The sequence below is a fragment of the Kutzneria buriramensis genome (genome assembly GCF_003387475.1).
Taxonomy (GTDB): Bacteria; Actinomycetota; Actinomycetes; order Mycobacteriales; family Pseudonocardiaceae; genus Kutzneria; species Kutzneria buriramensis.
The window spans coordinates 62,815-89,625 of sequence record NZ_QUNO01000009.1 but is presented as its reverse complement, the minus strand read 5'-3'; the positions used below and the strand labels follow the sequence as shown (position 1 = coordinate 89,625).

At 71.0% G+C, this 26,811-nt stretch carries 26 protein-coding genes; 12 read left to right on the top strand and 14 right to left on the bottom strand.

Going from position 1 to position 26,811, the window contains the following annotated elements:
• Positions 1-12: 12 nt before the first annotated feature.
• The 8 genes from BCF44_RS25950 to BCF44_RS25915 all read left to right on the top strand — a co-directional run bounded on the left by BCF44_RS25950 (position 13) and on the right by BCF44_RS25915 (position 10,151).
• Positions 13-702, top strand: a complete 690-nt coding sequence (locus BCF44_RS25950; RefSeq protein ID WP_116176997.1) for a transglutaminase-like domain-containing protein — start codon at positions 13-15, stop codon at positions 700-702.
• A 10-nt stretch (positions 703-712) separates the two neighbouring features.
• On the top strand, positions 713-2,080 hold the full coding sequence (locus tag BCF44_RS25945) for a TrpB-like pyridoxal phosphate-dependent enzyme (RefSeq protein WP_211353231.1): 1,368 nt from the start codon (positions 713-715) through the stop codon (positions 2,078-2,080).
• 12 nt (positions 2,081-2,092) lie between these two features.
• Entirely contained in the window at positions 2,093-3,349 is a 1,257-nt protein-coding gene (locus BCF44_RS25940) for an ATP-grasp domain-containing protein (protein ID WP_116176995.1), read from the top strand.
• A gap of 7 nt (positions 3,350-3,356) precedes the next feature.
• The gene (locus tag BCF44_RS25935) at positions 3,357-4,103 is read left to right on the top strand and encodes a class I SAM-dependent methyltransferase (RefSeq protein ID WP_170217744.1); all 747 of its coding nucleotides are present in this window, start codon (positions 3,357-3,359) and stop codon (positions 4,101-4,103) included.
• Positions 4,104-4,575: 472 nt separating this feature from the next.
• Complete coding sequence (locus BCF44_RS25930) at positions 4,576-7,908, top strand: hypothetical protein (RefSeq protein WP_147328630.1); 3,333 nt, start codon at positions 4,576-4,578, stop codon at positions 7,906-7,908.
• Positions 7,909-8,034: 126 nt separating this feature from the next.
• The gene (locus tag BCF44_RS25925) at positions 8,035-8,880 is read left to right on the top strand and encodes a helix-turn-helix transcriptional regulator (RefSeq protein WP_170217743.1); all 846 of its coding nucleotides are present in this window, start codon (positions 8,035-8,037) and stop codon (positions 8,878-8,880) included.
• A 96-nt stretch (positions 8,881-8,976) separates the two neighbouring features.
• A complete protein-coding gene (locus BCF44_RS25920; RefSeq protein WP_116176991.1) occupies positions 8,977-9,657 on the top strand; it encodes a hemerythrin domain-containing protein in 681 nt (226 codons plus the stop codon).
• A complete protein-coding gene (locus BCF44_RS25915) occupies positions 9,654-10,151 on the top strand; it encodes an LLM class flavin-dependent oxidoreductase (protein ID WP_246015565.1) in 498 nt (165 codons plus the stop codon). Before BCF44_RS25920 ends, BCF44_RS25915 begins: the two co-directional genes overlap by 4 nt.
• Before the next feature lie 34 nt (positions 10,152-10,185).
• On the opposite strand, the gene BCF44_RS25910 is transcribed toward BCF44_RS25915, so the two are convergent.
• The 4 genes from BCF44_RS25910 to BCF44_RS25895 form a co-directional block, all read right to left on the bottom strand.
• Positions 10,186-10,956, bottom strand: a complete 771-nt coding sequence (locus tag BCF44_RS25910) for a class I SAM-dependent methyltransferase (RefSeq protein WP_116176990.1) — start codon at positions 10,954-10,956, stop codon at positions 10,186-10,188.
• 93 nt (positions 10,957-11,049) lie between these two features.
• Complete coding sequence (locus BCF44_RS25905; protein ID WP_116176989.1) at positions 11,050-11,637, bottom strand: maleylpyruvate isomerase family mycothiol-dependent enzyme; 588 nt, start codon at positions 11,635-11,637, stop codon at positions 11,050-11,052.
• Positions 11,634-12,443, bottom strand: a complete 810-nt coding sequence (locus BCF44_RS25900; protein ID WP_116176988.1) for a fumarylacetoacetate hydrolase family protein — start codon at positions 12,441-12,443, stop codon at positions 11,634-11,636. The genes BCF44_RS25905 and BCF44_RS25900 overlap by 4 nt, the downstream gene beginning before the upstream one ends.
• Positions 12,440-13,498, bottom strand: coding sequence for a cupin domain-containing protein (locus BCF44_RS25895; protein ID WP_116176987.1), 1,059 nt, complete (start codon positions 13,496-13,498; stop codon positions 12,440-12,442). Before BCF44_RS25895 ends, BCF44_RS25900 begins: the two co-directional genes overlap by 4 nt.
• Before the next feature lie 47 nt (positions 13,499-13,545).
• Between BCF44_RS25895 and BCF44_RS25890 the strand changes: the two genes are divergently transcribed.
• Positions 13,546-14,265: an IclR family transcriptional regulator gene (locus BCF44_RS25890; protein WP_116176986.1), complete on the top strand. Its 720-nt coding sequence runs from the start codon at positions 13,546-13,548 to the stop codon at positions 14,263-14,265.
• Here BCF44_RS25890 and BCF44_RS25885 read toward each other — a convergent pair.
• The 3 genes from BCF44_RS25885 to BCF44_RS25875 all read right to left on the bottom strand — a co-directional run bounded on the left by BCF44_RS25885 (position 14,262) and on the right by BCF44_RS25875 (position 18,297).
• Positions 14,262-15,896 carry a (2,3-dihydroxybenzoyl)adenylate synthase gene (locus BCF44_RS25885; protein WP_116176985.1) on the bottom strand — a complete coding sequence of 545 codons (1,635 nt, stop codon included), beginning with the start codon at positions 15,894-15,896 and terminating at the stop codon, positions 14,262-14,264. The genes BCF44_RS25890 and BCF44_RS25885 overlap by 4 nt on opposite strands.
• On the bottom strand, positions 15,893-17,422 hold the full coding sequence (locus tag BCF44_RS25880) for an FAD-dependent monooxygenase (RefSeq protein ID WP_116176984.1): 1,530 nt from the start codon (positions 17,420-17,422) through the stop codon (positions 15,893-15,895). Before BCF44_RS25880 ends, BCF44_RS25885 begins: the two co-directional genes overlap by 4 nt.
• A 68-nt stretch (positions 17,423-17,490) precedes the next feature.
• Positions 17,491-18,297, bottom strand: a complete 807-nt coding sequence (locus tag BCF44_RS25875) for a PaaX family transcriptional regulator (RefSeq protein ID WP_116176983.1) — start codon at positions 18,295-18,297, stop codon at positions 17,491-17,493.
• A gap of 148 nt (positions 18,298-18,445) precedes the next feature.
• Here BCF44_RS25875 and BCF44_RS25870 point away from each other — a divergent pair, with 148 nt between their 5' ends.
• Complete coding sequence (locus BCF44_RS25870) at positions 18,446-19,009, top strand: flavoprotein (RefSeq protein ID WP_116176982.1); 564 nt, start codon at positions 18,446-18,448, stop codon at positions 19,007-19,009.
• Here the strand turns inward: BCF44_RS25870 and BCF44_RS25865 are convergent.
• From BCF44_RS25865 to BCF44_RS25855, 3 genes are all read right to left on the bottom strand, one after another.
• Positions 18,919-19,905 (bottom strand): AraC family transcriptional regulator, encoded by a 987-nt coding sequence (locus BCF44_RS25865; protein ID WP_211353230.1) that lies wholly within the window; start codon positions 19,903-19,905, stop codon positions 18,919-18,921. The two genes, BCF44_RS25870 and BCF44_RS25865, sit on opposite strands and share 91 nt — an antisense overlap.
• A 71-nt stretch (positions 19,906-19,976) precedes the next feature.
• Complete coding sequence (locus BCF44_RS25860) at positions 19,977-20,378, bottom strand: cupin domain-containing protein (RefSeq protein ID WP_116176980.1); 402 nt, start codon at positions 20,376-20,378, stop codon at positions 19,977-19,979.
• 145 nt (positions 20,379-20,523) lie between these two features.
• Entirely contained in the window at positions 20,524-21,447 is a 924-nt protein-coding gene (locus tag BCF44_RS25855; RefSeq protein ID WP_211353229.1) for a DMT family transporter, read from the bottom strand.
• A gap of 49 nt (positions 21,448-21,496) precedes the next feature.
• Here BCF44_RS25855 and BCF44_RS25850 point away from each other — a divergent pair, with 49 nt between their 5' ends.
• Positions 21,497-22,288, top strand: a complete 792-nt coding sequence (locus BCF44_RS25850) for a helix-turn-helix domain-containing protein (RefSeq protein ID WP_116177307.1) — start codon at positions 21,497-21,499, stop codon at positions 22,286-22,288.
• Here the strand turns inward: BCF44_RS25850 and BCF44_RS25845 are convergent.
• Positions 22,270-22,875, bottom strand: a complete 606-nt coding sequence (locus tag BCF44_RS25845; RefSeq protein WP_116176979.1) for a TetR/AcrR family transcriptional regulator — start codon at positions 22,873-22,875, stop codon at positions 22,270-22,272. The genes BCF44_RS25850 and BCF44_RS25845 overlap by 19 nt on opposite strands.
• A 72-nt stretch (positions 22,876-22,947) precedes the next feature.
• On the opposite strand from BCF44_RS25845, the gene BCF44_RS25840 reads away from it, so the two are divergent.
• Complete coding sequence (locus BCF44_RS25840; protein ID WP_246015563.1) at positions 22,948-23,901, top strand: patatin-like phospholipase family protein; 954 nt, start codon at positions 22,948-22,950, stop codon at positions 23,899-23,901.
• 1 nt (position 23,902) lies between these two features.
• Here the strand turns inward: BCF44_RS25840 and BCF44_RS25835 are convergent, their stop codons facing one another.
• From BCF44_RS25835 to BCF44_RS25825, 3 genes are all read right to left on the bottom strand, one after another.
• Positions 23,903-24,874 (bottom strand): MBL fold metallo-hydrolase, encoded by a 972-nt coding sequence (locus BCF44_RS25835; RefSeq protein ID WP_116176977.1) that lies wholly within the window; start codon positions 24,872-24,874, stop codon positions 23,903-23,905.
• Positions 24,875-24,950: 76 nt separating this feature from the next.
• Positions 24,951-25,547, bottom strand: a complete 597-nt coding sequence (locus BCF44_RS25830; protein WP_147328629.1) for a hypothetical protein — start codon at positions 25,545-25,547, stop codon at positions 24,951-24,953.
• Positions 25,548-25,590: 43 nt separating this feature from the next.
• Entirely contained in the window at positions 25,591-26,631 is a 1,041-nt protein-coding gene (locus tag BCF44_RS25825; RefSeq protein ID WP_246015562.1) for an arabinofuranosidase catalytic domain-containing protein, read from the bottom strand.
• Positions 26,632-26,811: the final 180 nt, after the last annotated feature.

Sequence of the window (26,811 nt, the reverse complement as noted above, 5' to 3'; positions counted from 1 at the left end):
GAGGTGGCAGACATGACCGTGGAGGCGACGACCAACCGGCTGCTGTCGGTGACGGAGTTCCTCGACCACGACAGCGACGAGGTCCAGGGCTTCGTCGACCGGGCCCTGAACGGCCGCTGGGGCACGCCGACCGAGAACGCGATCGCGCTCTACTACGCGGTGCGGGACGGCATCTTCTACGAGGTGTACGGGGCGGACCTGAGCCGCCACGGCGTGCGCGCCAGCTCGATCATCAGCACCGGGCGGGGATTCTGCGTGCACAAGTCCATCGTGTACGTGGCCGTGTGCCGCGCGGCCGGCATTCCCGCCCGGCTGGTGTTCACCGACGTGCGCAACCACCTCGCGTCGCCGCGGCTGCGCGAGCTGGTCGGCGGCGACGTGTTCCGGTTCCACGCGCTGGCCTCGGTGTTCCTGGACCACCGGTGGGTGCGGGCGACGCCGGTGTTCAACCGGACCCTGTGCCGGCTGTACAACATCGCACCGCTGGAGTTCTACGGCACCTCGGACAGCGTGTACCACCCGTACGACCGGTCCGGGCGGCGGTACATGGAATTCCTGCACGAGCACGGGGAGTTCGACGACTTCCCGTATGAGCTGGTGGTCGAGGGGATCCGCGAGGCGCACCCGCGCCTGTTCGCCAGCCAGTACGGGCTCACCGACGGCTCGCTGGTCGCGGAGTCCGACTCCGAACCGGCGCACTGAGGGGGTTTGGGTGTCCCAGCAAGTGAAGTTCACGCTCGGTGCGGACGAGTACCCGCACACCTGGTACAACATCGTCGCCGACCTGCCGGGCGGCGCGGCCCCCGCGCTGAACCCGGCCACCGGCGAGCCGCTGACGCCCGACCAGATGGCCGCCACCATGCCGGCCGAGCTGATCGAGCAGGAGCTCAGCACCGAGCGGGAGTTCGAGATTCCCGGTGCGGTGCGCGAACTGTACGCCCGGTGGCGGCCGACGCCGCTGTTCCGGGCGCGGGCCCTGGAGAAGGCGCTGGAGACCCCGGCGCGGCTCTACTACAAGTACGAGGGCACCAGCCCGACCGGCAGCCACAAGCCCAACACCGCGCTCGCCCAGGCGTACTACCACAAGCTGGCGGGCAAGCGCGGGCTGGTCACCGAGACCGGCGCCGGTCAGTGGGGCACGGCGATCTCGATGGCGGCGCAGCTGTTCGGCATGGACGCGTTGGTGTTCATGGTGAAGGTCAGCTACGAGCAGAAGCCGTACCGGCGGGCGTTCATGCAGACCTACGGCGCCCGGTGCATCGCCAGCCCCAGCATCGAGACGGCCGCCGGTCGCGCGGTGCTGGCGGAGGACCCGGACAGCCCCGGCAGCCTCGGCATCGCGACCTCGGAGGCGCTGGCCGCCGCCGCGGCCGATCCGACGCTGGGCTACACCGTCGGCAGCGCGTTGAACCACGTGTTGGCGCACCAGACCGTCATCGGGCAGGAGGCCATCGCGCAGATGGCGCTGGCCGACGACTACCCGGACGTCGTCGTCGGCTGCGCCGGCGGCGGCAGCAACCTGGCCGGGCTGGCGTTCCCGTTCATCGGCGAGGGCCTGCGCGGCGGGCGCAAGGCCCGGGTGGTGGCGGTGGAGCCGGCGGCGTGCCCGACGTTGACCCGTGGGCGCATCGCGTACGACTTCGCCGACATCGGGCGCCTTTCGCCGCTGGTGCGGATGCATACCCTGGGACACACCTTCGTGCCGCCGGGTTTCCACGCCGGCGGGCTGCGGGCGCACGGCATCGGCCCGCTGATCACGCGGTGCCTGGAGGAGAACGTCATGGAGGCCATCGCGGTCGCCCAGACGGACTGCTTCGCCGCCGGTGTGCAGTTCGCCCGCACCGAGGGCATCCTGCCCGCGCCCGAGTCCACCCACGCGGTGCTCGGCGCGGTTCGGGAGGCGTTGCGGTGCCGTGAAGAGGGCGTGTCCCGGTCCATCCTGTTCGGACTGTCCGGTCACGGTCACTTCGACCTCGCCGCGTACCAGCAGTACTTCGCCGGCGAGCTGACCGACGAGTCGCTGTCGGACGAGGCGCTGGAGCGGTCGCTGGCCGCGCTGCCCGAGCTCGTGAACGTCTAGGAGTTTCGCACCATGCCAAGCACTGTCCGGCTCTGCGCCGTGGTCGACGCGCACGCCAGCGGCCGCTTCCTGCCGGCGGCCCTGCGCGCGCAGGGGATCGAGTGGGTGCATGTCCTGTCGCAGCACCCGATGGACGCCCTGGCCGTGGCGCATACCGGAGCGACGGAGATCCGGCACGACGGCGACGTGGCCCGCACCGTCGGCCGGCTCCGGGAGCTCGGCGTGGACCTGGTGGTGGCCGGTTGCGAGTCGGGGGTCGAGCTGGCCGACGAGTTGTCGGCCGCGCTCGGCACTCCCGGCAACGGGATGACGCGACCGCGCTGCCGCCGGGACAAGTTCGAGATGGTCGCCGCGTTGCGCGATGCCGGACTCGCGCACGTGGCGACCTTCGCCTCGTCGTCGGAGGCGTCGGTCGTGTGCTGGGCGGTGGCCCAGGAGAGCTGGCCGATCGTGCTCAAGCCGCGGTCCAGCGCCGGCACCGACAACGTGTACTTCTGTTCCTCCATAGCGGAAGTTCGCGCGGCCTTCCGTCGGATCATGGCGTCTTCCGACCTTTTCGGACTGTCGAACGGTTCCGTGCTGGCGCAACGGTTCCTAGTCGGTGACGAGTACTTCGTCAACACGGTCAGCGTCGAGGGCCGCCATCACGTCGTTGAGGTTTGGCGTTACCACAAGCGGGACGTCGGCAACGGCCGTCGCGTCTACGACTACGAACACCCCGTGCCCGCTTCGGATCCGGCTGCTGTTTCCGTTGCCGCGTACACACTTCAGGTGCTGGACGCCCTGGAGGTGCGCAACGGTTCCTCGCACACCGAGGTGATGCTGACCTCGTCCGGACCTGTGCTGGTGGAGTCCGCCGCTCGTCCAGGTGGCTCGCACCTGCCGGAGGTCGTGTCGGAGTGCCTGGGCACCAACCAGATCGAGGTCCTCGCGCGGGCCATCGCCCGTCCGGACGAACTCGTTGACACGTACCAGATTCGCCGCCATCTCCGGTACGTGTCGCTGATCAACCCCCGTGACGGCGTCGCGCCTTCCGAGGAGCGACTGGCGGCAGTGCGTGCCCTGCCGTCGTTTCACAAGGTGCTGCTGACCATTCCGGCCGGGCTCTCCATGCCGCCCACCGTGGACCTGATGGGGTCGCCCGGTTACGTCTACCTGATGTCCGACGATCCCGAGCGGATCGAGGCCGACTACCACGCGCTGCGCCGGCTGGAGGATGCCGGCCTGTACGACACTCCGGTCGTCGAGGCCGGGTCGGGAAGGGTGTGAAATCCAGATGTCCATGTCACGCTACGGGATCGACGCGCCGGGCACCGTCCGCCGGCTCTCCGCCCAGGCGCTCGCCGGCCTTGTCGTCGGCGCCGTCACGCTCGGCGTCTTCGACGGCCTCGTCGCCTTCGCCATCGAGGCCTTCGCCCTGGCCTACGCCGTCGTCACCGGCTCCGAGGCCGCGCTTCGCTTCTACACCAGCACCCGCGGCAAGGAGAAGCTGTTCGCCGCCGAGATCGCTGCCGCCGGCCTGTCCGCCGACGCCGATGTGCTGGACCTCGGCCCCGGCACCGGCCAGCTGCTCGCCGTCCTCGGCCGTCGGCTGCCCGGCAAGGGCCGCATCGTCGGCATCGACCTCTGGCGGCAGGTCGACCAGTCGGGCAACGCGTTGCGCACCACCGAGGCCAACATGCGGGCCGAGGGGCTGGCCGAGCGCGTCGAGCTCGTCACCGGCGACTTCCAGCAGCTGCCCTTCCCCGACGCCTCGTTCGACCTGGTCTCCGCCACCCTCGCCATCCACAATCTCGGCGACCGCGAGGCCCAGATCCGCACCCTCCGCGAGGCCGCCCGCGTCCTGCGCCCCGGCGGCCGCCTTCTGATCATCGACATCTCCTCGATGCTCGGCTACGCCGGCGTGCTGGAGCACTTCCCCGAGTTCGAGTCCGTCGAGATCGCCCCCGCCCGCGGCCTCTACCCCCGCCTGTCCGTCGTCCGGGCGCAGCGCCGCAAGACCCTGCACCTCGTCACCAACTGACACACTGGACCCCGTGACGGGGGACTCCCACAACGACATCAGCGGCGTGCACCTCGGTCGCGGGGGCACGGCCCAATCGCACTACAAGGACCAGGTCCGGCGCATCGCCCCGGCGACCCTGCACGACCGCGGCCGTGAGTTGGCGGAACTGGCGCGCTTCTGCACCGCCCCGGCCGTCCCGTCGCCGTACCAGTGGTGGCAGGCCCCCGCATGGGCCGGCAAGTCCGCGCTGCTGGCGACCTTCGTCCTGCACCCGCCCCCCGGCGTGCGGGTGGTGTCGTTCTTCATCACCGCCCGCTTCGCCGACCAGAACGACCGGGGAGCTTTCCTCTCCGTGGTCGTCGAGCAGCTCGCCGACCTGCTCCGGCAGCCGTTGCCGCAGGTCAGCGGCCCGACCGTCGAGACACATCTGCTGGGCATGTTCAGGCAGGCCACCCACGACTGCGCGAGCCGTGGCCAACGCCTGGTCCTCGTGGTCGACGGGCTCGACGAGGACCGAGGTAGCGACACCCACAGCATCGCCGCCCTGCTGCCCGAGGATCCGGAGCCAGGCATGCGGATCATCGTCGCAGGCCGGCCCCATCCGCCCATTCCCGAGGACGTCTCCGATCACCATCCCCTCCGCGACCCCGCCGTGGTTCGTGTGCTTGACCGCTCGCCGCAGGCCGCCGTCGAACGACGCGGGGCCGAACGGGCCCTCAAGCGGCTGCTCGGCGGCGACGACCGTGACAAGGCCTTGCTCGGACTCGTCGTGGCCGCCGGCGGCGGCCTCAGCGCCGCCGACCTCGCGCAGCTGATCTCACCCTCGGGTGACGTCCAACCGTGGGAGGTCGCCGACCACCTGCGCACCGTCGCCGGCCGGGCCTTCAGCAGCCGCCTCAGCACCGACGGTGGCGACCCCGAATCCGCGCTGTACATCCTCGCCCACGAGGAACTCCAGGTCGGCGCCGTGAAGTTCCTCGGCCCCAAGCGGCTCGGTGAACTCCGCGACCAGGTGTGCCGCTGGGCCGACAGCCAGGATTGGTCCGCCGACACCCCCGACTACCTCGTGCGTGGCTACTTCCGCCTGCTCCAGGCCATCGACGACTTACCCCGCATGGTGGCTCTGGCCACCGACCTGAATCGTCAGAACTGGCTGCGCGACCGCACCGGCGGTGACGCTGTCGCCCTGTCGCAGATCGCCTCGTGCAGGGAGACGGTGCTCGACGCCGACGAACCAGACCTGCTGACTGCAGTCTGCCTGGCCATGCACCACGACCGTCTCACCGAGCGCAACCGGCACGTCCCCGGCGACCTGCCCGGCATCTTCGCCAAGCTGGGACGGTTGGCCCGAGCCGACGCCCTGGCCCGCTGCCTGACCGATCGCACGCAGCGGGACGTGGCCCTTCTGACGGTGGCGCGGGCGGCGTTGGCGGCCGACGACGTCGAACGAGCCGTGGACCTCGTCGCCGCGATCGAGGACACGTACTTCCGCGACTCGGGCCTCATCGAGCTCTCGACCGCCAAAGCCAGGCGGGCTGGCGCCCCCGTCGCTCGCGCGACGGAGGAGGTGATGACCTTCTCAGGGGTGCGCGCGCGGAGGGCTGCGCGGCCGCGGCCGCCGGATCGGTCGGACACTCCGGAAGACCTGGACGAACGCCTGGCTTCGGCGAACGCGATCGCCGACCGCCGCCAGCGGTCGAGCGCGCTGTACGAGTTGGTGAGACTGGCGCTGCGACTGGGCGAGTTCGACGGCGCGATTGCGATCGTGGCGATGTGCGAAGACCGGGTCTACAGGAAAGTCGGTCGGCAAGTGGTCGTATCCGCGTTGGTGGGGAAGGGTGAACTCGATCGTGCCGAGGAGTTGGCGCGCACGGCCGACTGTACGTCGGACCAGGTCGAACTGCTCGCCATGGTGGCGCGCCGTGCGGTCGAGTCCGACGCTCGCCGGACCGCTGCGATTGCCAGCCGAGTCGAATCGCTCGCCCGCTCCGACGACGACCCAGTCACGCGTTCGTCAGCGTTGGCGGAGGCCGTGCGGATGTTTGTCGCGGCCGGCGAGTTCGGACGGGCCGAGGCGCTCCTCAGTGACATCACTATCGCGGAATCGCGGGTGTCCGCGTTGGTCGCGATAATGCAGGGGGACTCGTCTCGTGCGTCGGAGTTCATCGAGGCGGCGACGTCGGCGTTGGAATTGATCACTAACGGATTCTGGCGGGATCGTGCGTCGGTCCAGTTGTGCGAGGGATTGGCCGCAGTCGGCCGGCTTCGGCTCGCGGCGGATGTGGCCCACAAGATCGGCGAGGCGTACGAGAAGAAGAAGGCGTTCCGGGCCGTCGTGGCGGCCGCGCTGGCAACCGGTGACATCCCGACGGCGACGGGCTATGCGAACGAGATCGAAGACGTGTCCGCGCGAGCCGACCTGGTGACTGACGTGGCCGTGCGGTGCGTCAAATCCGGACGCATGGAGGACGCCGAGCGACTGGCCGAGAACGCGCTGCGGCTGGCCGGCTCGGTTACCGACTCAGGAGCGGCCTACGATCGGATTGCGACGTTGGTCGGTGAGATCGCATTGTTCGCCGAGTCAGATCTCGTTGTGGCGCTGGAGGAACGGCTATCCGCAACGGCAGGCTTCTGGCATGCCAGCGCCGTGACCGTCTTGTCGTGGCACCTGGAGGCGAAGTCGCGGAGACTCGAACCGCGGGACCAGGCGATGGTGGACAAGGACGACGTGGCAAGAGCGGTCGCTCACGACACCGGTCGCGCCGCGCTTCTCGCCGCCGCGATCCTGAATCCGTTTGACCGCGCGTCAGCGCTCACGACGGTCGCCAAGGCGATCGCGACCTCGGGCGACATCGGGCGGGCCGAAGCCGTCGCGACCCGAATCGACATGCCCTTTCACCGCCAGGCCGCCCTGCTCGCGATTGTGGAGGCCGCCGCCCCGACCGACATTCGCGAGGCGCGGGTGCTGGCCAATCTGATCACCTGCGCGGACCTTCGAGCGATGGCGCTGGCCGCGTTGATCAAGGCCGACAGCGACCTTGCAGGTGAGCTCATCGGTCAGTTCGAGCCCCTCGCCGACATGGCAGGGCAACCACGCCGCCAGATGTCGATCCTCATCGCACTGGCGGACGCCACGGCCGCCGCGGGCGATGTCGACCGCGCCGAGGACCTCGTCCGCCAGATCGATCCGGCCGCCTGCTCGTTGGCCGACGAGGATCGGCTCATCACGGCCATCGGCCAGGTTGCGGCACGGCACGTCCTCGGCGGGCGGTACGAGCGGGCGGGTGACCTGATGGCGTCCTTGCCCAACCCTCGCAACGAGGATCGGGCGCGGGCGGCGGCGGCCCGGGAGGTGGCGGCGGCTGGTCTGGTTGACCAGGCACGGGTGATCGCAGTGGACATTCACAACGCCAGGACGCGTCGCTGGGCCCTTCGCGACATCCCAAGTGTGGCCGCCGCAGCGGGCCATGTCGACGCGGCGGAGCCCGTTGCGCGGGCCTTGACCGACAGGTGGCAGGCCGACGCGATGATCGCGCTGGCGAGGACGGTGGCGCGGTTGGGGGATCTGGACCGGGCGGAGAGGCTGGCGCGGTCGGCGAGTGACCGGTCCGAGGACGTCGTCACGGCGTTGCTCGGGATCGCCGAGTTCGCCCCGGGTCGGGTCCGGCGGCTGCTGGCGACGACGCTGCGGCTCGGCCACTGGTCGCGGTCGGTGCGGGAGCTGACCCGGATGGATCCGGCGTTGGTGGCCGCCGTGACCGAGGAATACCTCGGGTTGTTGGACGGGCACAACCCGTCAGCTTCGGCTCACCGGATCGGATAAGCGGGCAGTTCTGTCGGGTGATTCGATCGGGGCGGGTTGCCGGGGATCGGGGCAGCCGTAGACTCCGCCTCGGGTGGGGAATTCGGAGGAAAGCCGATGTATCTGCGGTCGTCGACAATTGAAACGGTGCCGCAGGACGACGTGACGACGTCGACTTATCGGTCGGCGGAAGTGGGGCCGATCGCGATCGGCGAGGTGTGGATGGGCGGGGAACTGCGCCTGGATTGCGACGACGTGGGCACCGGGTTCTTCATCCACCTACCCATCGCGGGCCGCTTCGAGTCACGGCACCGGGGCGTCGACATGATGGTGAACAACATGTCCACGGCGGTGTACCTGCCGGGCGGGGGACCGTTCCACGGGCGGTGGCCGGCGGGGTATCGGGCGCTGTGCGTACGGGTGGACCTGTCGGCGGTGGAGCGGGCCGTCGCCCGGCTGGGTGGCCGGAGGCGCTTCGACCCGGTGATGAACACCCGCGACGGCTACGGCCGCAGCTGGGCGAACCTGCTGCTGTCGGTGAACCGTCAGCTGGCGGCGGGGGACAGCCTGCTGTCGCAGCCGCTGGTGGCGGCGCCGTTGGCGGACAGCATGCTCAACGGCTTCGTGCTGGCGGCGACGCAGTCGCAGGAGGTGCCGCTGGCGACGGCACGGCCCGCATCGGTACGGGCGGCGATCGACGTGATCGAGTCGGACCCGTTGGCCCCGCTGACGTTGTCGGAGCTGGCGGAGCGGTGCGGGGTCGGTCCCCGCGCCTTGCAGAAGGCATTCCAGCAGCACCTGGGCATGTCGCCGATGGAGTACGTCCGCGACATCCGGCTGCGGCGCGCGCACGAGGAGCTGCGCGCGGCGGATCCGTACGTGGAATCGGTGGCGTCGGTGGCGCGCCGCTGGGGCTTCGCCCACCTCGGTCGATTCGCCGCGGCGCACGAGGCGAAATACGGGCAGAAGCCGCTGAGTACGCTTCGCGGCTAACGGAATTCGCATCGCGGACAGACCCGGGCGGGATCCGCGATTCCCTGTTAGCGTTCGAATTGCACAGTTCGTTACGGGAAAAGCGGGAAAACCATCATGAGCAACGAACCCCTTGCCGACGTGCGGGACATGTACATGGCGCACATCATGTTCCGCCGCGAGATCGGTCTCGCCGCGGACCTCGTCCGCGGTGCGGCCGGCGACGTCGAACGCGCGGCGATCGTCGCCGACCACCTCACGCTGGTGGACAGCGTCCTCGAGCACCACCACCAGGGCGAGGACAAGCACATCTGGCCCAAGCTGCTGGAGCGGGCGAGCGAGGCCGGCCCGATCGTGCAGGTGATGGAGGAGCAGCACGGGGCGATCGACAAGCTCGTGGACGAGCTGCGCGCCGAGCTGGCCCAGTGGCGCGTCACCGCCGACCCGGGGCTGGGCGCGGCGGTGGCCGACACCGTGAAGGAGCTGCACACCCGGCTGGTCGAGCACCTCGCCACCGAGGAGGCCGAGGCGCTGCCGCTGATCGAGCGGCACATCACCGCCGCCGAGTGGGCCGCGATGATCGCCGACGGCGCGCAGGACGTGCCGCCGGAGCAGATGGCACTGATGTTCGGCCTGATGTCGTACGAGGCGGACGCCGACACCGTCCGGGACATCATCGCGACGCTGCCGCCGGAGGTCGGCTCGGTCATCGGTGACGCCTCCGCGCAGGCCTTCGCGGCGTACGCCCAGCGAGTGCACGGCACGGTGACACCGGCACGCATCGGCGGATCGCAATGAGGGTGCGGTTCGGGGCGGTGCTCCACCAGAGCGCCGCCCGCCCGCAGGACGTCGTCGGCCTGGCGGAGCTGGTCGGGCTGGACGTCGTGGCGCTGTCGGACCACCCGTACTGGCCGCACCGCCTGGACACCGTCACGCTGCTGTCGACCATCGTGGCCCGGACCCGGCGCGTCACGGTGCTGTCCAACCCGATGAACCTGCCGTTGCGGCCGCCGGCCGTGCCGGCCCGCACCGCGGCGTCGCTGGACATCCTCAGCGGCGGGCGGTTCGAGCTGGGGCTGGGGAGCGGCAGGAGATCGGCATCTGGCTCGGCGCGTACCGACCGCGCATGCTCGGGGTGGTCGGCGCGATCGGCGACGGCTGGATCCCGAGCTCGCCGTTCCTGCCGCCGGAGGCCCTGCCGGCGGCCGACCGCATCGGACGACCCGGAGTTCATCCGTCGGTTCGCCGACGAGGTCGCGCCCGCCGTCCGGGACCTCGTGGCCAAGGCGTGAGGGGAGTCGGCCGGGCGCCGGGACCGGCCGACTCTCAGACCCGCCGCGCCTTCCAGATCTCCTCGACGGGCCACTGCCGGGACCAGCCCGCCGGCGCGTAGCCGAAGGCCGAGTCGGCCGCGCCCTCGGGGGCGAAGATCTCGATCATGTCCTCGATCTCGAAGCCGCTGCGGCGCAGCAGCCGGATCATGTCGCCGTGCCCGAGGTGGAAGTCGACGGAGCCTTCGGGCCAGGGCGTCCGGTGCAGGCCGAGCTGGGGGCGCAGCATGCGCTCGGTCGGCGGCTCGTTCTCGTCGTCCGGCGCGCACAGCACCGACACCACGCTGTTGCACAGGAAGGCCAGGCGCCCGCCGGGACGGAGGAGCCGCGCGGCCTCGGGGATCCAAACGTAGGGATCGCACCAGATCGCCGCGCCGTATTCGCTGACAGCCAGGTCGAACGAGGCCGACGCGTACGGCACCTGCTCGGCATTGCCGTGCAGCAACGGGAAATGCAGGTCGTGCTCGTCCTGGAGCCGCCGCGCCGTCGCCAGCTGCCGCTCCGAGTTGTCGATGCCGACCGGCTTCGCGCCGCGCCGGGCCAGCCAGGCGCTGACGTACGCCGTGCCGCAGCCGAGCTCGATGGTGTCCATGCCGTCCACCTCGTCCGGCAGCAGCGGGGCCTCGCGCTGCGGGACGTGGAAGACGCCCCAGGTCGGCTCGTCCTGGGCCCACGACCGCTCGCCGGCCGCCACCCAGCGGTCGGCGGTCGCGTCCCAGTACTCGCGGTTGGCGCGCACGTGCTCGGGTAGTTCGATGCCGGTCATGACGCCATGACAGCGCGGCGACCGCCGCCGGTCAACCGGGTTTTCCCGGCAAAACAGTCCTCTACCAGCGGTATTGCATCTTCGGGCAGGAGGTCAGAGCCACCGGCCGAGTGACGGGGCCTCGGCCGTGCGGCCGGTGAGCCAGGCGGCGAGGCCGGGCAGGTTGCCGTGGGTGTTCTGCTTGGCGACGGCGTCGGCCACCAGCGCGGCGGTGAGATCGTTCGGCAGGTCGGCGAATCCGGCGCCGGCGTCCAGGTCGACGGCGTGCACGGCGACCTCCCGCGCCCGCATCCACGGGATCTCCACCGCCAGCACGGTCCGTCCCTGCGCGGTGATCACCTTGTGCGACCACACCTCCGCCGGCAGCGCGTCGAAATCGGCGGCGAGCCGGTCCGCCGAATGCGTCACCAGCGCGCGCAGGGTGGCGGCCGGCAGCACAGCGCTGGCCTCGATCTCGGCGGCCCGCTGCTCGGGGTTGGCGTACATCCGGTTCTCCACGCCGGTCTCGGCCCAGCTCACCAGCCGGCGCAGCGCCTCGGCGTTGTGGTGAACGTGCGCCACCACGTGCCGCCGCGACCAACCCGGCAGCAGGCTCGGGGCGTCGAGCTCGGCGTCGGCGAGGCCGTCCAGGGTGGCCAGGAACAGCTTCGTGCCGACGTCCGTCCACTCGCGACTCTTCATGCGGTTCTCGCGACGTTCTCCAGGCGGCCGATGCCGTCGATCTCGGTGACGAGCACGTCGCCGTCCGCGAGGTAGCGGGCGGGCGTGCGAGCGTGGCCGACGCCGCCGGGCGTGCCGGTGGCGATCACGTCTCCGGGCCGCAGGGTGGCGATCGTGGAGATGTACCGCACCAGCGTCACCGGGTCGAAGACCAGGTCGGACGTGTCGGTCTTCTGCATCACCTCGCCGTTGACGGAACACGTCATCACCAGCCGCGGCCGCACCCCGCCGGGCAGCTCGTCCGGCGTCACCAGCACCGGCCCGATCGGCGTGGTCGACTCGAAGGTCTTGCCCTGCAACCACTCCTTGGTCCGGTACTGCCAATCCCGCATGGTGACGTCGTTGAGCACGGTGAACCCGGCAATGGCCTCGGCCGCCTCCTCCTCGGACGCGCGGCGCACGGTCCTGCCGATCACCACCGCGAGCTCGGCCTCCCAGTCCACCGCGGTCGACTCCGGCGCCAGCGCGATCGTGTCGCGGGGCCCGATCAGCGCGTCGGCGAACTTCGCGAACAGCGTGGGGTGTTCGGGCAGTTCGCGGCCCATCTCGAGAATGTGGTTGCGGTAGTTCAATCCCACACAGAAGAGCTTGCCCGGGCGCGGCACGACCGGCGCCAACTCGTGACGCGGCACCAGATCGCCGGCCTCCCAGGCGGACGACGCCAGCAACGCGCCGACATCGGGCGCGCCGAGGTCGACGTAGCCGGCTTCGGTGACCTCGACGGCTCGCGTGCCGCCGTCGGGCATGCGGACGGTGGCGAGTTTCACGGCTGGTCCTCCCGGGTGCGGTGCAGGTTCAGGCGTTCGAGGATCGGGGCGTCGCTGAAGCGGAACAGGTCCAGGCCGCGGTCGGTGGCCATGGTCAGCGGCTGCCAGGACGGCACGACGAACAGGTCGCCGCGCTCGACCGTCCAGCGCCGGTCTGCGACGGTGATCGCCCCGGCGCCGTCGAACACCTGGTACACCGACGATCCCGCTTCCCGGCGGCTCGCGGTGGCGGTGTCCGGAGCGAGGCGGTGGAACTCGGTGCGGATGGTCGGCAGCACGTCGTCGCCGGTGGTCGGGTTGGCGTAGCGGACGGCGGCATGCCCCGGCTCGACGGTGGCCTTGACGCCCTCGGCCTCCAGCGCCAGCTGGTCAGCCAGCGCGCGATCGGTGTGTTCCCAACGATATGCCAGCAGCGGCGTGGCGGGCGTGGGGGAGAGGTGCGTCAGCGGCCGGAGCCCCGGGTGGCCCCACAGCCGCTCGGAACGGGACCGGTCCGGCGCCTCGCGGGTGTCGACCTCGGCCGGGCCGGTCTCGAAGAACGTGGCGCCCGCGAAGTGCTGGAACGGGATGTCCAGGCCGTCGATCCACGCCATCGGGCGGTCGGAGACGTTGTGGTGGCCGTGCCAGTGCCAGCCGGCCTGCGGCAGGAAGTCGCCGCGCCGCATGGCCACCGGGTCGCCGTCCACCACCGTCCACACGCCCTCGCCCTCGACGACGAACCGGAACGCGTTCTGGGTGTGGCGGTGCACCGGCGCGTCCTCGCGCGGGTTGAGGTACTGGATCGCCGCCCACAGCGTCGGCGTGGCGAACGGTGCGCCGTCGAGGCCGGGATTGGCCAGCGCGATCGCCCGGCGCTCGCCGCCGCGGCCGACCGGCACCAGCTCGCCGGCCCGCTCGGCCAGCGGCAGCAGCGTCTGCCACCGCCACAGGTGCGGTTGCGCCCGGGAACGGGGTTCGGGCGGCATCAGGTCGCCGATCTCCGTCCACAGTGGAATGAGACGCTCCGACGCGAAGCCGCGATACAGGTCGGCCAGGTCCGTCTCGAGCGTCGTCATGACTTCATGGTGCTGATTTTCCTCCCGTGGGGATAGGGTTTTCTGCTGTGAGGAACAAGCCGCCGTACTCCATCGCCTCGGTCGATCACGCCCTGCAACTCGCCGCGTTGTTGCAGCAGGAGGGCGTGTTGCGGGTCACCGATGCCGCCGAACGGCTGGGAGTGTCGGTGTCCACCGCGCATCGCCTGCTGACCATGTTGGTGTACCGGGATTTCGCCGTGCAGGACGAGGACCGCCGCTACCGGCCCGGCGCAGTGCTCCGTCCGGCGGAAACCGCCCCGGTCGCGCCGCTGCACCGGGTCGCGTTGCCGCACATGGAAAGGCTGCGCGAGGCCACCGGCGAGACGATCAACCTGACGGTGCTGGTCGGCGCCGAGGCCCGGATCGTCGCCACGGTGGAATCCGCGCGGGTGCTTCGCGTCGGCGACCGGGTCGGACGGACGCTGCCGGCCGAGGACAGCTCCGGCGGCCGAGCCATGCTCGCCGCCTTGCCGCCCCGCGAGGTCGCCGCGCGCTACCCGCAGGCCGATCTCGACCGGCTGCGTCGCGACCTCGCGGTGGTGCGCCGGCGCGGGTATGCCGTCAACGACCAGCAGACCGAGGCCGGCCTCACGGCGATCGGCCGGGCGGTCGTCGACGCGAACGGCGTGCCGGTGGCCGCGCTGGCCATCGCCATGCCGGCGATCCGCTTCGACCGCTCCGCCCTCGCGGACTGGGTCACCGCGCTTTCCATTGCCACCAAGGGCATCGCCGACGATCTGGGCTAGCCCAGCCGGGCGGCGATGTCCGCCCGCAGCGCCTTCTTGTCGATCTTGCCGACCTTGGTGGTGAGCAGTTCCGCCACCAGCACGAGGTGTTCGGGCCGTTTGAACCGCGCCACCCCCGCGTGCTCCATGGACTCCTGGATCTGCGTCAGCGTCACCGTCGCGCCGGGACGCGGCACGACGTAGACGCAGACCCGTTCGCCGAGGTCGGGGTCGGGCATGGCGACCGCGGCGACCTGCGCGACCGACGGCAGTTGGTAGACGAGGTTCTCCACCTCCTCGGCGGAGATCTTCTCACCGCCCCGGTTGATCATGTCCTTGTCCCGGCCCTCGACGATGAGATACCCGCCCGGGGTACGGCGGCAGATGTCGCCGGAGCGGTACCAGCCGTCCGCGGTGAAGGCCTTGGCGTTGTGCTCCGGGGCCCTGTAGTAGCCGCGCGGCGTGTACGGGCCGCGGGTGAGCAGCGATCCCGGCTCGCCGTCGGGGACGTCCCGGTCGAACTCGTCGACCAGCCGCACCTCGTCGGCCGGGCTCACCGGCCGGCCCTGCGTGGTGTGGATGATCTCGGCGGGGTCGTCGAGACGGGTGAAGTTGAGCAGCCCCTCGGCCATGCCGAACACCTGTTGCAGGGTGGCGCCGAGGGTGTCGGTGATCCGGGCCGCGAGCTGGTCGGCCAGCCGTGCGCCGCCGACCTCGAGCACGCGCAGGGTGGTGAGCTGGGCGTTGCCGTGCTGGTGGGCGTGATCGAGCCAGCGGCCGGCGACCGCGGGCACGAGGGCGGTGTGGGTGACGCCCTCGGCGGCGATCGTCTCGAACGCGCGGACCGGCTCCGGTGACGGCAGCGTGACGACGCGGCCGCCGGCCAGCAGGGTGCCGAGGATGCCGGGGCAGGCGAGCGGGAAGTTGTGCCCCGCCGGCAGACCGATCAGGTACACCGTGTCCGCGTCCACGCCGGCGACCTCCGCGCTGGCACGGGCGTTGTAGGCGTAGTCGTCGTGCGTGCGGGCGATCAACTTCGGCAAACCGGTGGTGCCGCCGGAAAGCAGGAACACCGCGACGTCGCGGCTGTCGATCGCCAGCCCGCCCAGCCGTCCGGCCGAGGCCCCCGGCGCGCACAGCGCCCGCAGGTCGACGCTGCCGGGTTCCGCCTCGCCGGCTACCAACACCCGCCACGGCCCCGGCACGTCGGCGGCCAGCTCGTGAGCGAGCCGCTGGTGGTCGAAGTCCCGCAGCCGGTCGGGCACGGCGATCGCGGTGGCCTCGGAATGCCGCGCCAGGTAGGACAGTTCCGCCCGGCGATGCGCGGGCAGCGCCATCACCGGCACGATGCCCGTACGCAGGCAGGCCATCGTCAGCACGACGAATTCCCAGCCGTTGCCCAGTTGCACGACGATCCGGTCACCAGGCCGGAGACCGAGGTCGAGCAGCCGTTCGCCGCAGGCGTCGGCACGGTCGGCGAGCTCGGCGTGCGTGAACCGGATACCGGCCACCGGGTCGATCAGCGCCGGTGCTTCCGGGTGGAGGGCGGCCGCCTGCCGCAGCAGGGTGCCGAGCGGGACGCCCGCCCAGTAGCCGGCGGCGACGTACTCGCGGGCGACGTCCTCCGGCCAGGGCACGGTGTGGTCGATCATGCCGGCACCCCGACGAGATCCGCCCGGCCGGACAGGATGGTGGTGACCGCGCGGTCGCGATCGGCGTCGGGCATGACGAGCAGCGCCGGCACGTGTTCGTGCAGCCGGGCCTGTTCGCACAACAGGGTCCGGGTCAGCGGCGTGCCGCCGTGCACGGCGACGAGCACCGGCTCGGCGGCGGCGAGCTCGGCCAACGTCTCGAAGCAGCGGAGGAGCCCGGCCTCGGTGTCCGGCGCGGCAATGCTTGCGCCCCAAGGCGTTGGGAGCGGCGTCGAAACCAGCGGCAGGTCGAGGTCGGCCAGCCGGACGAGTCGGTTCGGCGAGCGCCAGCCGCGATGCTCGAACGGCGTGTCCAGCGGCGGCGCGCCGTGCCGGCTCTCCCACGCCCGGTGGGTCGACACCACGAACTCCAAGTCCCGTTTGGACAGTCGTGAGTCGGTGATGCTGCGCGACAGGAAGTGGTACGCGAACTGCCACGGCTCGAACTCGGTGTGGTACCGGCCGAAGTGCTCCCACCACGCCAGGCTCGGCCGCGCCGACTGCTGGATCTTCTGCACCGACGGCTGCGCGGCGGCCTCGTACGCGGCCAGTGCCTGAGGCAGGTCTCCGGTGGCGGCAAGGGCATTGGCGAGCGCGACGGCGTCCTCCATGGCCATCTTCGTGCCCGAACCCACCGAGAAGTGCGCGGTGTGCACCGCGTCGCCGAGGAACGCGACCGGTACCGGCTCCAGGGTGTGCCAGCGGCGGGTCCGGCGGGTGCGGAAGTTGCCCCACCGCGAGTTGTTGACCAGCAGCCGCCGCCCGTCGATCTGCTCGGCGAACAGCTTCTCCAGGTAGGCCTTGCTGATCAGGTCGCTCTCGCCGGGCGGGCGGCCGGTGTCGAACTCGTCGAGGCCGGCCCGCCGCCAGGACTCCTCGTCGGTCTCCACGATGAACGTCGACATCTGGTCGGAGATCGGGTACGCGTGCACCGCGAACACCCCGTCCGGGCCGCGCTCGTGCACGAAGGTCAGCCCGTCGAAGACGTGGTCGGTGCCGAACCAGATGAACTTCGCGGTGGCCGTGTCGACGCCGGTGTCCAGGCCGGCGGCCAGCTGCTCGCGGATCCGGGAGCCGGCGCCGTCGGCGGCGACGACCAGGTCGTACCCGGCCAGGTCGGCCAGGCTCACCTCGTGGGCGAACCGCAGCTGCGCGCCGGCCTCGCGGGCTCGTTGCTGGAGCAGGCCGAGCAGGGTGCGGCGGACGATGGCCGCCATGCCGTTGCCGCCGCAGCGGATGCGCTCACCCTTGAGCCGGACCTCGATGGTGTCCCAGTGCCGGCCGTGCTCGGCCAGCGCCTCGCGCACCACCGGGTCCGCCGCGTGGATGGCCTCCAGCGTCCGGTCGGAGAAGACCACGCCGAAGCCGAAGGTGTCGTCGGCCCGGTTGCGCTCGAAGACGGTGACCTCGATCGACGGATCGGCGCGCCGGATCAGCGTGGCGAAGAACAGTCCACCGGGCCCACCGCCCGCGACAGCGATACGCATCGACGCTCCTCAGTTCGGCGGAACACTGTCGAAAGTACAACGCTCTCGCGACGGCCGTCCAGAATTCGTTATTGTTCCTGGCTGGCCAGCAGGGCGTCGACGCAGGCCTCCGCCGGGCGTCGGAGCAGGCTGTGCGCCTCCAGGAACACCTCGTGCGCCTCGCGGCCGACCCAGTCGGCCGGCAGCAGTTCGTACGGCAGGTCGGGATCGCGGAACGGGATCTGCCGATAATCGTGCACCAGCGTCATGCGTTCGACGAGGGCCGCGGCGCCGTGCAGTTCGCCGGCCCGGTAGGCGGCCAGCCGCGGCTCGTAGGTCAGCAGCAGCTCGGCGTACTCGCCGTCGAGTCCGGGCAGGTCCCAGGCCCGGGCGGCGATGTCCCGGTCCGCCGCCTGTCCCGCCGAGCGGGACGAGAACACGTCGATGGTGACCGCCGGATCGTCCGCGAACGCCGACCGCACCTGTTCGCTGCGGTCGTGCGGGCTCAGCCAGACGCCCGGCGACAGCGGGCCGAAGCCCCGCCAGGCCAGCTGCTTGCGCAGTTGCTCGCGGGTGCCGCGGCTGGTCTCCGCCACCTGGTAGATCACCATGTGCCACATGCCGTCCCACGGCTCGGTGACCCGGCCGAAGATCCGCTCGCGGCCCTCGTCGAGCATCTCCCAGGCGGCCTCGGTCAGCGAGTAGACGGTCTCGCGGCCCTGCCGTTCGGCGTCGAGCCAGCCCTCCTTGCGCAGCCGGGTCACCGCGACCCTGGTCGTCGCCTCCGGCACCGCGAAACACTCCATCAGCGCCACCAGGGCGCGGAGCCGCACCGCGCCGCCCCGATAGCGCAGGTAGTCGCCGAACAGGTCGAACACCAGTGACCGGGCCCTCATCGCGTCATGGTACAGCCCAGCGACGGCCGTCGGCGAACTGTGTCGGTGGCGCGGACTGTTGCTCGCCCCGGCACGAATCGTCACTCGGTGCCGCGGCGCCCGGCCGAGGATGGCGTCGTACCACCAGCCACGACCTCCGGGAAGATCGATGTCCGACAATCCGACGTTCGGCGGCCGCCTGCTCATCGGAGCCGGCGGCTCCGGCGCCGTCGCCCTCCTGCCCGTGTTCCTGTCCGCGCTGCGGGCGGAGTTCACCGGCACCGTCACAGTTCTCATGACACACACCGCCACGACGTTCCTGCCGGCGTCCACCATGGGCCTGTTCGCCGACCAGGTCGTCACCGGCGACGATCCCCGGACCTGGGCCCGGGACAACCACGTCACCCTGGCCGAGGACCACGATCTGTACGTGGTGCTGCCGGCCACCGCGAACCTGCTGGCGGCCGCGGCCACCGGCGCGGCGCCGAACCTCGTCGCCACGACGGTGCTGGAAAGCGCCTCCCCGGTCGCGTTCTTCCCGGTGATGTCGGCGCAGATGTGGGCCAAACCGGCCGTCCAGCGCAACGTCGCCCAGCTCCGGTCGGACGGGCACGAGGTGATCGATCCCGGCGTGGGGCCGCGTTACGACGTGGGGCTGGCGAGGGTCGTCTCCGGGCCCACGCCGCCGGCGCCGCCGCAGTTCGTGGCGAAGGTCAGGGAACTGCTGCGGTAGCAGCCCGGAGTGTCGCCGGTGACCCGCTGGAACGCGCGGTGCAGCTGCGTCGTGCCGGCGAATCCCGACTCGGCGGCGACCGCGGCGAGGGAGCGGCGCGGGTTGGACAGCAACATCTGCTGAGCCCGTTCCACCCGGTATCGGCGTAGCAGCGACGTGAACGGCTCGTCGTCGGCCAGGGCGCGGAACAGCGTGCGCCGCGAGATCCCGCAGGCCGCCGCCACTGCCGCGGCGTCCAGCCCTGGATCGGACGCGTGTCGGCGCATGAACCGCCGCACGCGTTCGCGGGTGATCGCGAGCTGCGGGCCGTCGGTCCGCCCGGCCGCCCAGCCCAGCGCCGTGTCCAGCAGGCCAACCGCGTGCGGTGCCAGCTCCCGCGCCGCCACCGGATCCGTCCGATCCAGGCCCAGCAGGAAGTCTGTCACCAGCCGGCCCGGCCCGTCGCCGCCGAGCGCCACCGCCGTCGCGCCGGTGAGCGTGCGGCGGGGCAGCATCGACACCGGCACTCGCACGACCAGCTGCTCGAATTCTCCCTCGAAGTCCAATTTGTACGGTTTCGAGCTGTCGACGAACGTCAACGAGCCCGGCTCCAGCACTGTCCGCCGGTCGTCCTGCACCAGCCGTCCGCGCCCGCTGAGCTGGATGTTCGCCAGCAGGTGATGCTCCCGCTCGCGAGCGATGTACGCCGGCGTGCGGGCGACCTGCTGGGCGTGCGAGGTCAGCCGCACGAAGCTCATTCCCGCCACCTCGGTCTGCCGGGCCAGGCCGGCGAACCCCGCCCGGTCGACCGGCCGCACCGCGACCTCCACGAACGTCGCGCAGATCAGGTCCCGCCAGTACGCGGCGGCATCCCCGTGCTCGACGTCGGAAGTGGACAGTGTGACTGCGGTTTCCACCGTCGCCACACTACGTGCGGAGAGCGGTTACCTCCGCGCGACGGACCGGACGGGCAAACCTGGCGGGTCTGTCAGCCCTGGTAGGGCAGCCGCGACGCGGCCTTGTCGGCCAGCTCCTCCGGGCCGACCATGGTGATCATGTCGACGCCGGGCGCGCACACCATGAACGCCACGAACACGCTCCGCCGATCCGACAGCAGGTTGGCCGCCTGGTAGTGGATGACGTCGCCGCCGGGCTCTGAGAACGCGTCGCCGGCACTCAGTTTGTACGGGGCCTCGCCCTCCAGCTCGAACAGGATCTCGCCCTCCAGCACGTAGCCGAAGACCGGTCCGGAGTGCCGGTGCGGGCCGAGGCCGGGGTCGCCCGGCGGCAGCTCGATCTGCCGCACCATCACGTCCGAACCCGGCGGGAACTGCGGCGTCGGCACCGTGAGCAGCGGCGTAACGGTCTGGTTGGTGATCACAGACGTCATGCCTCGACACTATCGGCTGACCGGCCGCTGTCCATGCGCCAACCGGTGCTCCTTGCCCCCGCGAGTCGCGCTCACAGACACACCGAAATGCGGTTTCAGGCAGAAACGAGCCGCAAGTCTCAAATCTGCCCGAAACCGCATTTCGCTATCGCGCTGAGCGCGACACGCGGGGGTTGGCCCGGGTGACGGCGAGCAGGGCGCCGGCGATCGTGATCACCGCGCCGATGACCTGGACCAAGGTGAAGGATTCGCCGAGGAACAGCACCGACGAGACGGTGCCGAAGACCGGCACCGAGAACATGGTGATCGTCGCGGTGACGGGGCTGACCGTGCGCAACGCCCGGTAATAGAAGAGGTAGGCGACCGCGGTCGGCCCGACGGCGAGGAAGACGACATTGGCCCAAGTGGACGTGCGAACCGTGGACCAGTCCGCTGTGGACAGTGTCGGGATCGCCGTGATGACCAGAGCCAGTGCCCCGACGCCGGTGGCGTAGGTGGTGGCGCGCAGCGGTTCCATGCCGCTCAGCACCCTCTTCGACGCGATGCTGTAGCCGGCCCAACACGCCGCCGCGACCAGGTAGATGAGGTCGCCGAACAGGCGGGACCCAGTGAAGGTGCCGGTCCCGATGCCGACGAAGAACACCACCGCCCCGGCGACACCCAGCACGAGCCCGACGACCCGCGGCGGCGAGGCGCCCTCGCGGCCCGTCAGCAGGAAGACGACGGTCGTCAGCACCGGGCTCAGCACCGGCACGATGACGCTGCCGTCGATGGCCGGGGCCAGTGAAATGCCCCAGAAGAAGAAAAAGTTGTACGCGAAGACGCCGATCAGACCGACCAGGCCGGCGAGAAACAGGTCCCGCCAGGAAAAGCGTCCTGAACCGGGACGCAGACACAGCAGCAGCACGAGGATGACGGCGCCGCCGCCGAAGCGCAGCATCGCCGCCACGTCGTGCGGCAGCTGCCCCACGACCACCTTGGAACTGGTGAACGCGGACCCGAACAGGACCATGGTGACGAGTAGGTACAGGTACGGACCGGCTTCGCGCGGATTGTCGACGGTGGACACAAATCACATGGTCGCCCACCGCCAGGGCACCGTCTTGTACGTTCTAAACATGGTCGGCGAATCCGCGGTCAGCGCGTGGCGTCCCGACGTCCCTGGTGTCGCCGAGGTCTTCCACGCCCATTTCGTGCAGCACGCGTACCCCGTGCACACGCATACCGTGTGGACGCTGCTGATCCTGGACGACGGTGTGCTGCGGTTCGACCTGGATCGGCACGACCACGGCACGCTCCGGTCGCAGGTCGTGCTGCTGCCGCCGCACGTCCCGCACGACGGCCGGACCGCCGGGCCGCAGGGGTTCCGCAAGCGCGTGATCTACCTGGCCGAAGACACGATCGACGCCGAGCTGATCGGGCCGGCCACCGACCGCCCGAACCTGGCCGATTCGCTGCTGTGGGACCGGATCGGCCGCCTGCACGGGTCGCTGGCGCGGCCGGGGGAGACCCTCGAGGCGGAGAGCCGGCTGGCGCTGATCGTCGACCGGCTCGGCACGCACCTGCGCCGCCGGCCCGTCGCGGTGACGCCGCCGCCGCGCGGCGTGGCCGACGACCTGCACGACCTGCTGGACGAGCGGTTGACCACCGGCCTGACCCTCGACGAGGCCGCCCGCCAGTTGGGCGTGCACCCGGCGCACCTGGTTCGGGCGTTCACGAAACGCTTCGCGATCCCGCCGCACCTCTACGTGACCGGGCGGCGCGTGGAGATGGCCCGCCGGCTGCTGCTGTCCGGAATGCCGGCCGGGGCGGTCGCCGGCGAGGTCGGCTTCTACGACCAATCGCACCTGACCCGGCACTTCAAGCGGATGCTCGGCGTGACACCGAGCCGCTACGCGCGTCGGGATTGACCGCCGAACCCGGCGAGCAGGGCGTCCAGGCCGAGCCGCCAGCGCCGGTTGACCGAGTGCCTCGACCCGCCGAGCCGCTGGGCGCCCTCGGCGGCGGCCATGCCCTCGACGAACACGAAGAACACCAGCGCGATGTCGACCGGATCGCCGGCGAGCAGGCCGAGGTCGGCGGCGGCGCGGACGTGCCGGACGAAGACCTTGCGCACCCGGACGCCGGCCTTGACCTCGTCGGCGGTGGGGTCGAAGTCGGCGAACGGCCTGGCGAACATGATCTGGGCCAGCGCCGGGTGGGCGAGGATGAACCGGCGGAAGGTGTCGGCGATCCGCCGCAGCGCCTCGATCGGGTCCGCGGCCGGCGGCAGCGCCTCCAGGTCGTCGGCCAGCACCGCGAAGCCGTGGAAGAACACCTCTCGCACGATGCCGGCCTTGTCGCCGAACACCTCGTAGATCGCCGGCAGGGAGGCGCCGGCGCGACCGGCGACGGTCCGGGTGGTCAGCCCGGCCACGCCCTCCTCGGCGAGCACGGCCAGGGCGGCGGCCAGCGCGCGCTCCCGCAGGGCGTCGGTGCGTTGCTTGAGCCGAGGCATCCGGCATGATAGCACGGGCGTTACGTAACGATGATACGGAACGACGTTAGGCCGGCAGGGTATAAAGGAGCGGTGACCGCCGAAGTCCTCAAGGTCCTGCGCGACCGCAGGCAGCACGCAAGCACCCCGGGCCACCGCGACGACGGCCACCGCGTCGCGCTGGTGATCGAGGGCGGCAGCTCTCGCGGCGCGTACTCGAGCGGCATGACGATCGCCATCGAGCGGCTGGGGCTGCTGCCGGCGTTCGACGCCGTCTACGGCAGCTCGGCCGGGTCGCTGAACGCGGCGTGGCTGCTGTGCGGGCGCGCCGAGAAGACGCAGCACGCGTGGTGGGACCGCGAGATCATGGGCACCACGATCAGCCTGCGGCGCGCGCTGCGCCGGCAGCCGGTGGTGGACACGCGCTACCTCGTGCACACCGTCTACACCCAGGTCATGCCGATGGGGTTCCAGGAGATCCTGGACAACCCGGTCGAGTTCCACCCGATCGCCACCGACGCCATCACCGGGCGCGCCGTCGACCTGCACGACCGGATCCACGACCAGGCCACCGTGCAGCAGGCGCTGCGGGCGTCGACCGCGATGCCGATCCTGGCCGGCGACCCGATCATGATCGACGGCCACCCGTACGTCGACGCCGGGCTGAGCGAGGCGGTCCCGATCAGGTCCGCCCTCGCGCAGGGCGCCACGCACGTCGTCGCGCTGCGCACCAAGCGTGCGGACGAGACGTCGTCGGCGCCCTCGCGCATCGAGCGGATGGTGGCGTCGCGGTGGTTCGCCCGGCACGCCCCCGGCACCATCGATTCCTGGCTGCGCAACGATGTCTTCCGGGCGGAGGAGGAGCTGGTGCTGGAAACGCACCCGGCGACGCTTCAGATCCGGCCGCCGATCGGCAGCGCCGACATCGGCCGCACGGCGCGGCGCCTGGACGTCCTGCGCGCCGCCGTCGACATCGGTCGGGAGGCGGCGCTGACCGCGCTGGCCGGCTGCGTCGCCGCCCGAGGCAACGAAGAACCCGTCGGCTGAGTCACTGGCCGAGGGGCCAGTCGCGGGGGAGCGGCACCCGCAGCGCGGCGGCATCGACCGGCGTGTGCTCGGCCGCGGCGCGCAGTCGGCCGTCCCGCGCGACGATCGAACCGGCGCGCAGCATCGAGGAAACCAGTTCCGCCGCGAGATCCTCCCGGCGCAGCAGCCGGGACGCGTCGGCGAACCAGGCGCGAGCGAGCAGGTAGGGCTCGACGTCGTCGACCGGAATGCCGCCACGAATCATCAACGCGTACGCGAAAATCCGCCGCGCGCCGTACCAGACCGCGCCGTCGGGATCATCGACCAGGCGCTGAGCCCGCCGAACCGCGTCGGCCAGGGCCGATCCGGTGTCGTTCGGGATCTTTCCGTGCGACGGCAGCAGGGTTCGAGGCGCGAGATCCACCAGCCGCTGCAAGGACTTCAGCGCCGTGCTGGCGGCGTCGGGCCCGTCCAGCGCGAGGTTCACCCAGCCGACGTCGTAGTCCGACAAGGCGTCCCCGACCACCAGCAGCCGTTCGTCCGGTTGCCACAGCGCGATATGCCCGGTCGTGTGCCCCGGCGTGCCGACGACTTCCCAGTCGGTGTCGCCGAGCCGCACGACCTGCCCGTCCGCCAGGCTGAAGTCCACTGTGTACGGTGCGACGGGCTGGTCGAGGTACTCGGCGACGCAGCAGCCCGGATCGCGGCGCGCCACGGCCTCGGCATCCGGGGCGCTGGCAGCGATTCCGGCACCGCCGGCCTGCAACAGCGCGTTCCCGCCGACGTGATCGGAATGCCAGTGCGTGTTCACGACCAGCGCGAGCCGATCCGTCTGCGCGCGCACCCACTCGGCCGTCTCGGCGGCGTGGCCCACGAAGCCGCTGTCCACCAGCGTCGGCTGCCGCCCGGCCAGGAACAGCAGGTTGACGTCCGGGAACGGCCGCTGTCGCCAGGTCAGCCAGGACGGTAGCGCCGGCTCGCGGGTTCGCGCCATGCCTCGACGGTACCTCGAATTAGTCGGACGTCATACTGTTGGATGTCAAACCACTGAGGACGTAGGCACGAAGCGGTCAGTCGACGTGTTTGGACCAGGCCGCCGAGCGGCGTGCCGACAGGTAGGTGGCCCGTGGCGGGGCGGCCGCCGGCTTGGGCTTGATCTCACCGGCGGCGCGCTCCAGGACGATCTCCCGCAGCCGCTCGAAGTCCTCGTCGTAGCGGTACCGGCTGAGGACGGTGCGGCGGATTCCGGTGCGCATCAACCCGGAGCGGAGCCACGAGGCGTGGCAGACCGGGGTATCGGCGGCCGAGCCGTCGGTGAGGTCGAACCACACTTCCTCACCGACGAACTCGTCGAAGGCGCCGTTGCAGGTCACGGTGTCGACGGTGGCGATGGTGTCCCACGGCAGCAGCCGGGTCGACATCGGAAACCGGAGCAGGACGCCGTCCTCGCCGACGTACACGTTGACCAGGCGAAAGCGGAGCACCACGGCGAACATGACCGCCGGCATCGGGGTGATCGCGCCGACCCCGACCGGCAGGTCGGACCGGAGCCCGGTCAGCGCGACGACGCCGATCACGGCCGGCACCAGGGCCACGCCCGCCATCAGCAGCGTCGCCATCTGGTCGGCCCAGCTGAGTCGGAAGGCCGGCGTCCACCTGCGTCTCATGGTGCCTGTGACGCTACGCCCGGTTCGCCGGTTCCGTGCGGGTTCAGCGGTATCCGGCCGCCACGATGTTCGCCTGCACCGAGTTCTCGGTGGCGTCCGAGGGGTAGCCGGAGGTCATGACGCCCTCGTAGAAGGTGCCGGCGGAGCCCTTGCTGTTGTCGCCGCCGATGCCGAGGATGATCGCGCCTTCCTTGTGCATCGGGTTGTAGCCGGAGACATTCGGCCGCTGTCCGCTGTAGAACGTCGAAACGCCGCCGGACTGGGCATTTCCGCCGCGAATCGCCCACTTGCCGGGGCCGCCCTTGACCACGGCGGTCAGATAACGGTGGTTGACCGTCGGGTCATTGGCGTTGTAGTGCTGGTTCACGCCCGAGAACAGGCCGTTCTCCAGGTCGGCCATGATCCACGGCCCGTTGCCGGCGCCGTAGCCCCAGACCTTGATGTTGCCGAAGTAGATGGCCTCCATGTGCCCGTTGCCGGTGTCGTTGTTGCTGGTCTCGGCGTTGCCGTAGTCGAAGCAGCAGCCGCCGTTGTAGTGGGTGCCGTCGAAGATCGCGTACATGCCCTGGGCTGCGTCGCCGGTCGCGATGCCCGAGGTGCGGTCGTTGCGGTAGCCGGTGCCCGGCGCGACGTACACGCCGTACGCCTTGTGGCCGCCGACGGTGGTCGGCGCGGCGGTGGCGTTGGCGAGGTTGTCGGGCCCGCCGGCCGCGCCGCCGCCGGGCGCCTGGGTGAGGTTGTTGCCGCGGCCGGACTGGTCGTAGACCACGGTGATCACGCAGCTCGTGTTGGCGCAGAAGGAATCCTGTGCGGCCGCGTTGGCGACGCCGCCGCGCGACAGCGGGCCGATGTTGGCGGTGTGGCCGTCCGAGTTGCGCCGCACCTGGTACAGCGAGCCGTTGTAGCCGGCGTAGAGGGCGCGGGTGGTGCTGTGCGCGGCGACGCAGGGGGTGCCGCCGGCGGCGTAGATGTCGCACGGTCCCTGGGAGGCGGCCGTGGCGGCGGGCGCCGTCCCGACGGCGGTGGCGACGGCGAGCGCTGCTGTCGCGCCGGCGGCCCAGAGAGCCTGTCGGACACGAGGCATGGTGAGCTCCTTTGCTCCGCATGGCAGGGGGAATCGCGGCGCGAGGACTGTGTTAGCGCTAACACAATTAATCACGCTAATCGCGTGCTCGATCTCCGACGGGGGTTCGCTCCGCGACGCACATCACTATCGCGCCGGCCGGATTGTGTTGTCAAGGCGGGGTTCCGGGCCATTGTTGGC